The sequence below is a fragment of the Caulobacter sp. DWP3-1-3b2 genome, assembly GCF_049896325.1.
Taxonomy (GTDB): domain Bacteria; phylum Pseudomonadota; class Alphaproteobacteria; order Caulobacterales; family Caulobacteraceae; genus Caulobacter.
The window spans coordinates 1-12,672 of record NZ_JAFCUB010000016.1 but is presented as its reverse complement, the minus strand read 5'-3'; the positions used below and the strand labels follow the sequence as shown (position 1 = coordinate 12,672).

The window sequence follows — 12,672 nt, the reverse complement described above, 5'->3', positions numbered from 1 at the left end:
TGCCGAGAAGGGCGGGACAAAAGGGGCCTGTTGGGCGGCCTAAGGAGGCCAAAACGTTGCGGAAAGCAAGAGGGCTGGGGAAAGATTGCTGCGGTGCGGCGAAAAGGTCCGCCGCGCGTACCTCTAAAGCCCTCTCAACGTGGGAGGACTTAGAATAGCAGCCCAAACAGTCGGCAATCCCGCCGCTCGCCATCGCGGTCCACATGACCCTTCAGATAGCCTTCCTCCTCGAAGCCCAGCTTGCGCAGCACCTTCTCCGAGCGGATGTCGCCAACATGGGTGCGGGCGATCATCCGCTTTAGGCCGAGCGGCGAGGCGCAATGGGCCAGCAGAGCAGCGGCGGCTTCAGTGGCGAAGCCTTGGCCCCAGCCCGCTCGGGCGACGATGAAGCCCAGTTCGCCGCGATAGTGGCGCCAGTCGAGATCGACCAGTTCGCAATAGCCGAGGAACGCCCCGGAATGGGTGTGGCGGATGGCCCAGTAGAGACCGGTCCGGTCAGCCATCTCGGCGACCTGGCCCGCGACGGCGGCCTTCACCTCGTCGGGATCCTCGATGGCGGCGCGGTCCCAGTGGGCCATCACCTCAGGATCGCTCATGAACGGATAGACGTAGGGGGCGTCCTCGACGGTCAGCGGCGCCAAGGTCAGGCGTTCGGTCTCGAGGATCATGCGCGCGAACAAACCTGAAGACGGACTTGAGTGGGGCTGGTTGATCCCCAGCTATGGCGTGGGCCTGTCGCAAGTGATAGAGGGGCCGCTTCGTTTTTCGCGGTGGAATCGTCCGTCGCCCGGATCGAGATCGAATTACACATGCTCATCGGCGTTCTGCTGGCCATCAACATCATTGTTTGCGTCGTCTTGATCATCGTGGTGCTGCTTCAGCGCTCCGAGGGCGGCGCCCTTGGCATGGGCGGCGGTGGCGGCGGTTTCATGACCGCGCGCGGCGCCGGCGATCTGCTGACCCGCACGACCTGGATCCTGTTCTCGGTGTTCTTGATCATCAGCCTGACGCTGACCATCCTGACCGGCCGGATGTCGGGCGGCAATTCGGTGGTCGATCGCCTGAAGCTGGACGGCCTGGACACCAAGACCCTGGCGCCAGCGACCCTGCCAGCGCCGGGCGCGACCCTGCCGTCGGCCGCCACCACGCCTTCGACGGCCGCCCCGGCGGCCATCGAGGCTCCGGCCCCGCAGATCAGCGCCCCGACCCCGACGATCGCCACGCCCAAGCCGGCCGCCTCGATCGCCAGGCCTGCCGCCAAGACGGTCGTCGAAGCCCCGCCACCGGCGATTACGGCGCCGGCCGCCTCGACGGAAAAGCCGGCCCAGTAAGGGTCGGCTACATTTTAATGTTGATGAACAGCGGTCTTTTCGCCGCTGCCCCCGAATCGCGGCTAATCTGATTGCCCATGACCCGGTACATTTTCATCACCGGCGGCGTGGTTTCCTCCTTGGGAAAAGGCCTCGCCTCCGCAGCGCTCGGAGCGCTCCTGCAGGCGCGAGGCTACAAGGTCCGCCTTCGTAAGCTCGACCCCTATCTCAACGTCGATCCGGGCACGATGAGCCCTTATCAGCACGGCGAGGTCTTCGTCACCGACGACGGGGCCGAGACCGACCTGGACTTGGGCCACTACGAGCGCTTCACCGGCGTGTCGGCGACCAAGGCCGACAACATCACCACCGGCCAGATCTACAAGACGATCATCGAGAAGGAACGGCGCGGCGACTATCTGGGCGCGACCGTCCAGGTGATTCCGCACGTCACCAACGAGATCAAGAACTTTGTCCTTTCGCCGGCGATGGACGAGACCGGCGAGAAGCCGGTCGACTTCGTGCTGGTCGAGATCGGCGGCACGGTGGGCGACATCGAGGGCCTGCCGTTCTTCGAGGCCATCCGCCAACTGCGCCAGGACCTGCCGCGCGGCCAGAGCTGCTACGTGCACCTGACGCTGCTGCCTTTCATCAAGACGGCCGGCGAGATGAAGACCAAGCCCACCCAGCACTCGGTCAAGGAACTGCGCTCGATCGGCATACAGCCGGACATTTTGCTCTGCCGCTGCGAGCAGGAGATCCCGGTCGAGGAAAAGCGCAAGATCGCCCAGTTCTGCAACGTGCGGCCCAGCGCCGTGATCCAGGCTATGGACAGCGCCTCGATCTATGCAGTGCCGATCGACTATCACAAGGAAGGCCTGGACGCCGAGGTGCTGGAAGTGTTCGGCATGGGCGACGCGCCCAAGCCCGACCTCAGCCGCTGGGAAGCCATCGACCAGACCGTCAACCACCCCGACGGTGAGGTGACCATCGCCGTGGTCGGCAAATATACGGTCTTGAAGGACGCCTATAAGTCGCTGATCGAGGCCCTGCACCACGGCGGCCTGGCCAACAAGGTCAAGGTCAATCTGGACTGGGTCGAGAGCGAGACCTTCGAGGGCGACCCCGGTGCGGCCGCGGCCCGCCTGGAGAACGCCCATGCCATCATGGTGCCCGGCGGCTTCGGCGAGCGGGGGGCTGAAGGAAAGATTCGAGCCGCCCAATTCGCCCGCGAACGCAAGGTGCCCTATTTCGGCATCTGTTTTGGCATGCAGATGGCGGTGATCGAGGTGTTGCGAAACGTGGCGGGCGTCAAGGACGCCTCGTCCAGCGAGTTTGGCCCCACCGATCGTCCCGTGGTCGGCATCATGACCGAGTGGATCAAGGGCAACGAGACCGTCCAGCGGCGCAGCAACGATGACCTGGGCGGCACTATGCGCCTGGGGGCCTATGACGCCGTCCTGACGCCCGGCTCGAAGGTCGCTGGCATCTACGGCACGACGGACATCAGCGAGCGCCACAGGCACCGCTACGAGGTCAATATCGGCTACGCCCACCTGATGGAGGACGCCGGCCTGAAACTGACCGGCCGTTCGCCCAACGGCGTGCTGCCCGAGATCGTCGAGCGCGAGGACCATCCGTGGTTCATCGGCGTGCAATATCACCCCGAGCTCAAGAGCCGCCCGTTCGCCCCGCATCCGCTATTTGCGAGCTTCATCGCGGCGGCGAAGGAGCAGGGCAGACTCGTCTAACAACCCCGGTTGCATCCTCGGGGAGTTTCAGGCATAGACGCGCCCTCACACGGCGGCCTGGGTCCTTCCCGAGTCGCCGTCTCCAGTTTCCAAGCTCAGCGAGCAGAGTCCTCTTCGATGGCCGTTCCCAAAAGAAAAACTTCGCCTTCTCGCCGGAACATGCGCCGGTCGCACCACGCCCTGGGCGCCAATTCCTTCGTGGAAGACAAGGACTCGGGCGAACTGCGTCGTCCGCACCACGTCGACCTGAAGACCGGTCTCTATAACGGCAAGCAGATCCTGACGCCGAAGGAAGACTAGTTTCGCGGTCTCTCCGCTCCGGCGGGGCGACACGACGATGCCTGAAAGGCGGCGATCTCCGGATCGCCGCCTTTTCGCATTTTTCCCCAGGCCGCGACGGCTTGACCCGTGTTCCAAAGAACGGCGTTTTCGGCAATCTCGTCGAAAAACCATGTTATCTTGGTGACAAGGGAGATCCGCCCATGCTCACACGCCGAAATCTAACGGCGGGACTGGGATTGCCGCTACTGGCCGAACAGGCCCTGGCTAGATCCACGACGCCCGCGCCCCCGGCCATCGCGCCCCAGGCGCAGTCCTCCGCAGGGCCTTTGGTCGCGCCCGACCAGCAAGCCATCTTCGTCGACACCGCGCTGGACGCCTCCGACCGCATGACCGTCGAGGTGTTCATCGATGGGAAGGGCCCCTTCAACTTCGTGGTCGATACCGGCGCCGACCGCAGCGCCATCTCCGTCCCCTTGGCCGAGCGCCTGGGGTTGGAGCGCGGGAAGGACGTGATGCTGCACGGCGTCAGCGGCTCGGCCCTGACACCGACGGCCAAGGTGGCGCTTATGGTGTCGGGCGACTCGCGGATGAGGAACGCCCAGCTTCCGGTCCTGCCGCCTGAGCGACTCGGAGTCGATGGCCTGATGGGCATCGACATGCTCGAGGACCGCAACGTGGTGATGGATTTCCGACGCCACCGACTGGAGGTGCGTCGTAGCAGCGCCCTCAGCCCGGCCTTTTCGGGGGTGAGAGAGGTCTCGGTCATCGCCGACCAGCGTTTTGGACGTCTGACGATCGCCAATGCGCGGGTCAGCGGCGTGCGCTGCGTGGCCTTCATCGATTCAGGGTCCGGCGCCAGCATCGGCAACCTGGCCCTGGCCGAGGCCATCAAGCTGCGGCTGCGCCGCCGGCCCGAGCCGAGCATGGCGGTTCATCTGATCGGCGCGGCAGGGGAGGCGACGCTCGGCGAGTTCCGGATCGTCCGCTCGATCGAGCTGGGGTCGCTGCGAATGACCAACCTGCCGCTGGTGCTGGCCGACCTGCATATCTTCGACCTCTGGGAGCTCAACAAGCGGCCAGCGGTGCTGCTGGGGGTGGACGTGTTGAAGATGTTCGCGCGGGTCGAGCTCGATTTCGGTTCCGACCGGGTCAAGTTCCGGCTCGGCAAGGGCTGGTCGCCGCCGGTGCTGCAGGCCTGAGGGCATACGGTCGTTCGGACGATGACGTCCCGCGCCGGTTGCGGTTCGGGGTCTGCGCCGGTAAGGGGAAGCGCCTTTTGAAAGGGAGCTCCCATGACCGAGATCGTCGACATCATCGCCCGCGAAATCCTCGACAGCCGCGGCAATCCGACGGTCGAGGTCGATGTCGTCCTCGAAGACGGCGCGTTTGGCCGCGCCGCCGTGCCCTCGGGGGCCTCGACAGGCGCGCACGAAGCGGTCGAGAAGCGCGACGGCGACAAGGGTCGCTACGGCGGCAAGGGCGTGAAGTCGGCGGTCGACGCGGTCAATGGCGAGCTGTTCGACGCGCTGTCGGGCGTGGACGCCGAGGACCAGCGCCGCCTCGACACCTTGATGATCGCCCTGGACGGCACGGCCAACAAGAGCCGCCTGGGCGCCAACGCCATTCTCGGCGTGTCGCTGGCCACCGCCAAGGCCGCCGCCGAATCGGCCGGCCTGCCGCTCTACAAATATGTCGGCGGCGTCAGCGCTCGCGTGCTGCCGGTGCCGATGATGAACATCATCAATGGCGGCGCCCATGCCGACAATCCGATCGATATCCAGGAATTCATGATCCTGCCGACCGGCGCCCCGACCTTCGCCGAGGCCTTGCGCATGGGCGCCGAAATCTTCCACGGCCTGAAGAAGGCCCTGAAGGACGCCGGTCACAACACCAATGTCGGCGATGAAGGCGGCTTCGCCCCCAATCTCGGCTCGGCCGAAGACGCCCTGGCCTTCATCGTCAAGGCGGGCGAGGCGGCCGGCTACAGGTCGGGCGAGGACTTCGTGCTGGGCCTGGACGTCGCCGCCACCGAGTTCTTCAAGAACGGCAAGTACGAGCTGGAAGGCGAGGGCAAGAGCCTGGATCCGGGTAAGATGGTCGACTACCTGGCCGGCCTCGCCGACAAGTTCCCGATCCTGTCGATCGAGGACGGCATGTCGGAAGACGATTTCGAGGGCTGGAAGCTGCTGACCGACACGCTGGGCAAGAAGGTCCAGCTGGTGGGCGATGACCTGTTCGTCACCAATCCCAAGCGCCTGCAGATCGGTCTCGATCAGGGCCTGGCCAATTCGATCCTGGTCAAGGTCAACCAGATCGGCACCCTGTCGGAAACTATCGACGCCGTCGATATGGCCCACCGCGCCGCCTACACCAGCGTCATGAGCCACCGGTCTGGCGAGACCGAGGACAGCACCATCGCCGACCTGGCCGTGGCCCTGAACTGCGGTCAGATCAAGACCGGCTCGCTGGCCCGCTCGGACCGGCTGGCCAAGTACAACCAACTGCTGCGCATCGAGGAAGCCCTCGACGACCAGGCCGTCTATGCCGGTCGCGCGGTCCTCAAGGGACGCTAATCTCCGCCAACGAACGACAGGGGGCGGCGCTTCGGCGCCGCCCCTTTTTGTTTGAACAGGTTCGCGCGGCAGGTGATTCTGACGCAACCGCCTAAACGCCAGGCGCCCGGCGCCAAGGTTCACCAACAATTTTTCTAAAAGCAAAACTGACCGGGCGGCCGCAGCGCCGCGAAAAACGCGCCGAAACGGCTGTTTAGATGCTGCAATGCGGTATCTAGATGCCTTTGAAACCATCTCAAATGAAAGCGTTATGATGCTGCTTTCGATCTCTTGCGGTCACCTGCCCAAACCGCCCGTTTAGTAAGGCGTTAAGCATGATCGGGCAGGGTAAACTTCCCCTGCTGGGAATCGATGATGTTCGCCCGACTGCAACCCTTCCTGCCGACTGCGGCGCTTCTCCTGTTGATCACTTACTTCGTGTTTCACGCCCTGACGGGCGAACGGGGCCTGTTATCGACGTCGCAGCGCAACGCAGATCTTGCCGCCGAGACGCTGGAGCTGAAGAAGATCCACGCCGAAAGGATGGACCTTGAGGCCCGCGCTCGTCTATTACGCAGCGGCAGTTTGTCGGAGGACCTGTTGGAGGAGCGCGCGCGTTCTCTCCTCGGATATGCCGACCCCAAGGACTACGTGATCCGTACCCAGCGCTAAGGCGCCGTACGGATTGGTTTCTGCGGAGCTGCCGACGGGATCAGGCGAACCTGACCTGTTTTCGGGTTTGACCAAGGGCTCATCGGCGCGGAACCGAAGGTTGGTTCGCACGGTGAGCTTCCAGGAGCAGGGCCGCGATGAAGATTGGCCAGGGAGAGTTGAATGGCGCGCACGCGCAAGGGTGAAGCCCCCGCGGGGAAGGCCGACGCCACCGGTGTCAACACCTTCGTCGGCAAGGACGAGCTTCTGAAATTCTACCAGAACATGCTGCTGATCCGCCGCTTCGAGGAGCGCGCCGGCCAGCTGTACGGCATGGGCCTGATCGGCGGTTTCTGCCACCTCTACATCGGTCAGGAAGCCATCGCGGTCGGCATGCAGTCGATCAAGGTCAAGGGCGACCAGATCATCACCGGCTACCGTGACCACGGCCACATGCTGGCCGCCGGCATGGATCCAAAGGAAGTCATGGCCGAGCTGACCGGTCGCGCGGGCGGCTCGTCGCGCGGCAAGGGCGGCTCGATGCACATGTTCAACATCGAAACCGGCTTCTACGGCGGCCACGGCATCGTCGGCGCCCAAGTCTCGCTCGGCACCGGCCTGGCGCTGAACAACCATTACCGGGGCAACGGAAACGTGGCCTTCGCCTATTTCGGCGACGGCGCGGCCAACCAGGGCCAGGTCTACGAAAGCTTCAACATGGCCCAGCTGTGGAAGCTGCCGGTCGTGTATGTGATCGAGAACAACCAGTACGCCATGGGCACCAGCGTCGAGCGTTCGGCGTCGGAAACCGCCTTCCACAAGCGCGGCACCTCGTTCCGGATCCCCGGCGAGGAAGTCGACGGCATGGACGTCACGGCCGTCGCCGAGGCCGGCGCCCGCGCCGCCGAGCACGCCCGTAGCGGCCAGGGTCCTTTCATCCTCGAGATGAAGACCTATCGCTATCGCGGCCACTCGATGTCCGACCCGGCCAAGTACCGCACCAAGGACGAGGTCGATAACGTCAAGCAGACCCGCGATCCGATCGACCACCTGAAGGAACGCCTGGCCAAGGTCGGCGTCACCGAGGACGATCTGAAGGTGGTCGACGCCGAGGTGAAGCGCATCGTCGCCGAAGCCGCCGAGTTCGCCCGCACCAGCCCCGAGCCGGATCCCTCCGAACTCTATACCGACGTCTATCTGGAGGCCGCCCAGTGAGCGTCGATATTCTGATGCCCGCCCTGTCTCCGACCATGGAAGAGGGCACCCTGGCCAAGTGGCTTGTCAAGGTGGGCGACACGGTCAAGGCCGGCGACGTGATCGCCGAGATCGAGACCGACAAGGCGACGATGGAAGTCGAAGCCGTGGACGAGGGCGTCATCGAGGCCCTGCTGATCGACGCCGGCTCCGAGAACGTCAAGGTCAACACCCCGATCGCCAAGCTGTCGGGCGAGGACAGTGGTTCGACCCCGGCTCCGGCCTCCGCGCCCGCCGCTGCCGCTGAACCCGTCGCCGCCGCGCCGGCTCCCGTGGCCGCCGCTCCGGCGACCATCTCGGCCGCCTCGACCTTCGCTGATCCGGAAATCCCGGCCGGCACGCCGATGAAGAAGATCACCGTGCGCGACGCCCTGCGCGACGCCATGGCCGAGGAAATGCGCCGCGACGACAAGGTCTTCCTGATGGGCGAGGAAGTCGCCCAGTATCAGGGCGCCTACAAGGTCTCGCGGGATCTCCTCCAGGAGTTTGGCGACAAGCGGGTCATCGACACCCCGATCACCGAGCACGGCTTCGCCGGCCTCGGCGTCGGGGCGGCCATGGCCGGCCTCAAGCCGATCGTCGAGTTCATGACCTGGAACTTCGCCATGCAGGCGATCGACCAGATCATCAACTCGGCGGCCAAGACGCTCTACATGTCAGGCGGCCAGATCAAGTCGTCGATCGTGTTCCGCGGCCCCAATGGCGCGGCCTCGCGGGTCGGCGCCCAGCACAGCCAGGACTACGCGGCCTGGTACGGCAACGTCCCCGGCCTGAAGGTCATCGCGCCCTATGACGCGGCCGACGCCAAGGGCCTGTTGAAGGCCGCCATCCGCGACCCGAACCCGATCGTCTTCCTCGAACACGAGATGATGTACGGCCACGAGTTCGACATCCCGGATGTCGAGGACTGGGTCGTGCCGATCGGCAAGGCCAAGGTCCGTCGTTTCGTCGCCGAGGGTCACACCGGTCCCAGCGTCACCATCGCCACCTATTCGCGGATGGTCGGCTTTGCCCTGCAAGCCGCCGAGGAACTGGCCAAGGAGGGCGTCGAGGCCGAGGTCGTCGACCTGCGCACGATCCGTCCGATGGACCACGCCACGATCCTTGAAAGCGTCAAGCGGACCAACCGTCTGGTGACGGTCGAGGAGGGCTGGGGCCCGATGGGCGTCGGCGCCGAGATTGTCGCCCGCATCACCGAGTTCGGCTTCGACTATCTGGACGCCCCGCCGCTGCGGGTTCACCAGGAAGACGTGCCGCTGCCCTATGCGGCCAATCTTGAAGCCCTGTCGCTGCCGTCGGTCCCCAAGATCGTCAAGGCGGCCAAGGCGGTCTGCTACCGGTGATCGCGCGTCCCGCTCACCGAGGTTCTGGCCTGTGTGAGCGGGCAGGGGGCTGGGCATGACCCAGACCCTCAACGGCTCCTGCCACTGCGGCGCGGTCCATGTGCAGCTCGACCCCGGCAAGCCGGTGGCCGAGCTGGCGTTGCGGGCCTGCCAATGCGGCTTCTGCCGTCGGCACGGCGCGCGGACCACCAGTGATCCAGGCAGCCGGCTGCACATCACCGCCGCGCCGGGGTCGCTGACGCGTTACCGGTTCGCACGCCGCAAGGTGGACTTTCTGATCTGCCGCGAATGCGCCGTCTACGTCGCGGCGCTGATCGAGGACGAGGGCCAGGCCTACGCCACCCTCAATGTCGTGGGGACCGACCTGCCGGGTTTCGCCGAGCGCGAGCCTGAACGGCTGGACTATCATGACGAAACGGACGAACAACGCCTTGCCCGTCGCAAGGCTCGCTGGACGCCGACCACTTTGGTCGAAGCCGTCCCGAACGCTTGAGGAAGACTCTCAATGTCGATCGACATCCTGATGCCCGCCCTGTCGCCCACCATGGAGGAGGGGACCGTCGCCAAGTGGCACGTCAAGGTCGGCGACACCGTCAAGGCCGGCGACGTGATCGCCGAGATCGAGACCGACAAGGCGACGATGGAAGTCGAAGCCGTCGATGAAGGCGTGATCGAAGCCATACTGGTCGAGGCCGGGACCGAGAACGTCAAGGTCAACGCCCAGATCGCCAAGCTGACGGGCGAGGGCGAAAGCCCGGCTCCGCCGCCGGCCGCGGCCGCTCCCGTCGCCGAGGCGCCAAAGGCCGCCCCGACGCCCGCTGCGCCTGACCAGGCCGCTGGCGAAACCGCTGCCCCAGCCAAGGCTGCGCCCGCCGTCGCGCCGACCGGCGACCGCGTGTTCGCCTCGCCCCTGGCTCGCCGCCTGGCTTCGGCCGCCGGCCTGGACCTGAAAGCCATCACCGGCTCGGGGCCCCACGGCCGCGTGGTCAAGGCCGACGTCGAGGCCGCCGGCAAGGGCGGCGCGACTGCCGCTGCCGCTCCGAAGGCCGCTGCGGCCGCCTCGGCTCCGACGGCCGCCGCCGAGCCGCGCAAGGTTCTGTCGCTGGAGCAGATGGGCATCCCCGCCGGCTCCTACGACCTGATCCCGCTGGACGGCATGCGCAAGACCATCGCGCGCCGCCTCACCGACAGCTTCCGCGACGTGCCGCACTTCCCGCTGGTCATCGATCTGGAGATCGACGCCCTGCTGGCCGCCCGCGCCAAGATCAACCGCCTGCTGGAAGGCCAGGGCGTCAAGGTCTCGGTCAATGACATCGTCATCAAGGCCTGCGCCGTGGCGCTCAAGCGCGTCCCGGAGGCCAACGCCTCCTACACGCCCGAGGGCATCGCGATGCACAAGCACGCCGACATCGCCGTGGCCGTGGCCATCGACGGCGGACTGATCACCCCGATCGTCCGCGCCGCCGAGACCAAGGGCCTGGCCCAGATCTCGGCCGAGGTGAAGGACCTGGCGGCCCGCGCCAAGTCCAAGAAGCTCAAGCCCGAGGAATTCCAGGGCGGCACCTTCTCGGTCTCCAACCTGGGCATGTTCGGCATCAAGCAGTTCGCCTCGATCATCAACGAGCCGCAGGGCGCGATCATGAGCGTGGGCGCCGGCGAGCAACGGCCGGTCGTGAAGAATGGCGAGCTGGCCGTGGCCACGGTGATGACCATCACCCTGACCTGCGACCACCGGGTGGTCGACGGCGCGATCGGGGCGAGGTTCCTGGCCGCCTTCAAGCCGCTGATCGAAGAGCCGCTGACGCTGCTGGTCTAGGCGGGGAACGACGATGTCGGTCTACGACTTCTCCGCCAAGACGCTGGACGGCCACGACACGAGCCTGGCCGACTATCGCGGCCAGGTGCTGCTGATCGTCAACACGGCCAGCAAGTGCGGCTTCACCCCGCAATATGAGGGGTTGGAGACGCTGTACCGGGACTACAAGGACCGCGGTTTCACGATCCTGGCCTTCCCCTGCAACCAGTTCGGGGCGCAGGAGCCAGGGACCGCCGAGGAGATCGCCAGCTTTTGCGCGCTGACCTATGACGTGACCTTCCCGGTGCTGGCCAAGATCGACGTAAACGGCCCTGACGCCCACCCGCTCTATGCCTATCTGAAGCACGAGCAGAAGGGCCTGCTGGGCACCGAGGGCGTCAAGTGGAACTTCACGAAGTTCCTGATCGGCCGTGACGGCGAGGTGGTCGAACGTTTCGCGCCGACCACCAAGCCCGAAGACCTGACGCTCGCCGTCGAGGCGCTGCTTTAGACACTCTCTCCTGGACCGGCCTTGGGGCCGATCGACCGACGCCCGCCGGCTCCCCCCGAAGGCGTCAAACCTAGGGTAAGAACACCATGTCCACGGAATTCGACGTCGTCGTCATCGGGGCCGGCCCCGGCGGCTATGTGGCCGCGATCCGCGCCAGCCAACTGGGCCTGAAGACGGCGATCATCGAGCGCGAGAACCTGGGCGGCGTCTGCCTCAACTGGGGCTGTATCCCGACCAAGGCGCTACTGAAGTCCGGCGAGATCTTCGAGCAGCTCTCCCACCTCGGCGGCTATGGCCTGGCGGTCGAGAAGGCCTCGTTCGACTTCGCCAAGATCATCGACCGCTCGCGCGGCGTGGCCAAGACCATGTCGAACGGCATCGCCTTCCTGATGAAGAAGCACAAGATCGAGGTCGTCGAGGGCGAGGCCCGGCTGGAAAAGGGCACGCCGTCTCCGAAGGTGGTCGTGGCCCTGAAGGCCGGCGGCAGCCGCACGATCCAGGCCGGCAGCGTGATCCTGGCCAGCGGCGCCCGGGCTCGCGACATCCCCGCCATCGGCGCGGTCTCGGACGGCGACAAGATCTGGACCTATCGCGACGCCCTGGCCCCCAAGGCCATGCCCAAGTCGCTGGTGGTCATCGGCTCGGGCGCCATCGGCATCGAGTTCGCCAGCTTCTACCGCGCCCTGGGCGCCGAGGTGACCGTCGTCGAGGCCGTCGATCGCATCATGCCAGTCGAGGACGCCGAGGTCTCAAAGGCCGCCCAGAAAGCCTTTGAGAAGCGCGGCATCACCTTCCGCATCGGCGCCAAGGTGACCAAGGTCGAGAAGACCGCCACCGGCGTCTCGGTGGCCATCGAGGCCGGCGGCAAGGCCGAAGTTCTGACCGCCGCCGTCTGCATCGTCGCGGTGGGCATCGCCCCCAATACCGAGGGGCTGGAGTCGGTGGGCCTGACCCTCGAACGCGGCCATGTTGTCACCGGCAAGCACGGCGAGACCAATGTCCCGGGCCTCTACGCCATCGGCGACGCCGCCGGCCCGCCGTGGGGGGGGGGGCGCCCCCCCCCCCCCCCCCCCCACCCCCCCCCCCCCCCCCCCCCCCCCCCCACCCCCCCCCCCCCCCCCCCCCCCCCCCCCCCCCCCCCCCCCCCCCCCCCCCCCCCCCCCCCCCCCCCCCCCCCCCCCCCCCCCCCCCCCCCCCCCCCCCCCCCCCCCCCCCCCCCCCCC

The 12,672-nt window shown here is 66.4% G+C and carries 12 protein-coding genes and 1 pseudogene; 12 read left to right on the top strand and 1 reads right to left on the bottom strand.

From position 1 onward, the window contains the following. Window positions 1-149 precede the first annotated feature (149 nt). Window positions 150-668: a GNAT family N-acetyltransferase gene (locus ACP7AG_RS11960; protein WP_426011584.1), complete on the bottom strand. Its 519-nt coding sequence runs from the start codon at window positions 666-668 to the stop codon at window positions 150-152. 141 nt (window positions 669-809) lie between these two features. Between ACP7AG_RS11960 and secG the strand changes: the two genes are divergently transcribed. The 12 genes and pseudogenes from secG to ACP7AG_RS11900 form a co-directional block, all read left to right on the top strand. Further along, the gene (secG, locus tag ACP7AG_RS11955) at window positions 810-1,331 is read left to right on the top strand and encodes a preprotein translocase subunit SecG (protein WP_426011583.1); all 522 of its coding nucleotides are present in this window, start codon (window positions 810-812) and stop codon (window positions 1,329-1,331) included. 77 nt (window positions 1,332-1,408) lie between these two features. Beyond that, a complete protein-coding gene (locus ACP7AG_RS11950; RefSeq protein WP_426011582.1) occupies window positions 1,409-3,061 on the top strand; it encodes a CTP synthase in 1,653 nt (550 codons plus the stop codon). Between the two features lie 117 nt (window positions 3,062-3,178). After that, window positions 3,179-3,361, top strand: a complete 183-nt coding sequence (gene rpmF / locus ACP7AG_RS11945) for a 50S ribosomal protein L32 (RefSeq protein ID WP_007671126.1) — start codon at window positions 3,179-3,181, stop codon at window positions 3,359-3,361. Window positions 3,362-3,543: 182 nt separating this feature from the next. After that, complete coding sequence (locus tag ACP7AG_RS11940; protein ID WP_426030989.1) at window positions 3,544-4,542, top strand: retroviral-like aspartic protease family protein; 999 nt, start codon at window positions 3,544-3,546, stop codon at window positions 4,540-4,542. A gap of 93 nt (window positions 4,543-4,635) precedes the next feature. Continuing rightward, a complete protein-coding gene (gene eno / locus ACP7AG_RS11935; RefSeq protein ID WP_426030987.1) occupies window positions 4,636-5,916 on the top strand; it encodes a phosphopyruvate hydratase in 1,281 nt (426 codons plus the stop codon). A 354-nt stretch (window positions 5,917-6,270) separates the two neighbouring features. Beyond that, window positions 6,271-6,567: an FtsB family cell division protein gene (locus ACP7AG_RS11930; protein WP_426011579.1), complete on the top strand. Its 297-nt coding sequence runs from the start codon at window positions 6,271-6,273 to the stop codon at window positions 6,565-6,567. Window positions 6,568-6,729: 162 nt separating this feature from the next. Then, entirely contained in the window at window positions 6,730-7,761 is a 1,032-nt protein-coding gene (pdhA, locus tag ACP7AG_RS11925) for a pyruvate dehydrogenase (acetyl-transferring) E1 component subunit alpha (RefSeq protein ID WP_426030985.1), read from the top strand. Between the two features lie 14 nt (window positions 7,762-7,775). Further along, entirely contained in the window at window positions 7,776-9,143 is a 1,368-nt protein-coding gene (locus ACP7AG_RS11920; RefSeq protein WP_426031071.1) for a pyruvate dehydrogenase complex E1 component subunit beta, read from the top strand. Window positions 9,144-9,552: 409 nt separating this feature from the next. Further along, a pseudogene (locus ACP7AG_RS11915) lies at window positions 9,553-9,636 on the top strand (aldehyde-activating protein); the annotation flags it as partial. Between the two features lie 12 nt (window positions 9,637-9,648). Further along, window positions 9,649-10,959 (top strand): pyruvate dehydrogenase complex dihydrolipoamide acetyltransferase, encoded by a 1,311-nt coding sequence (locus ACP7AG_RS11910; RefSeq protein ID WP_426030983.1) that lies wholly within the window; start codon window positions 9,649-9,651, stop codon window positions 10,957-10,959. Between the two features lie 13 nt (window positions 10,960-10,972). Next, window positions 10,973-11,449 (top strand): glutathione peroxidase, encoded by a 477-nt coding sequence (locus ACP7AG_RS11905; RefSeq protein ID WP_426011574.1) that lies wholly within the window; start codon window positions 10,973-10,975, stop codon window positions 11,447-11,449. 86 nt (window positions 11,450-11,535) lie between these two features. Next, on the top strand, window positions 11,536-12,672 hold a 1,137-nt coding region (locus tag ACP7AG_RS11900), incomplete at its 3' end, for an FAD-dependent oxidoreductase (RefSeq protein ID WP_426030981.1).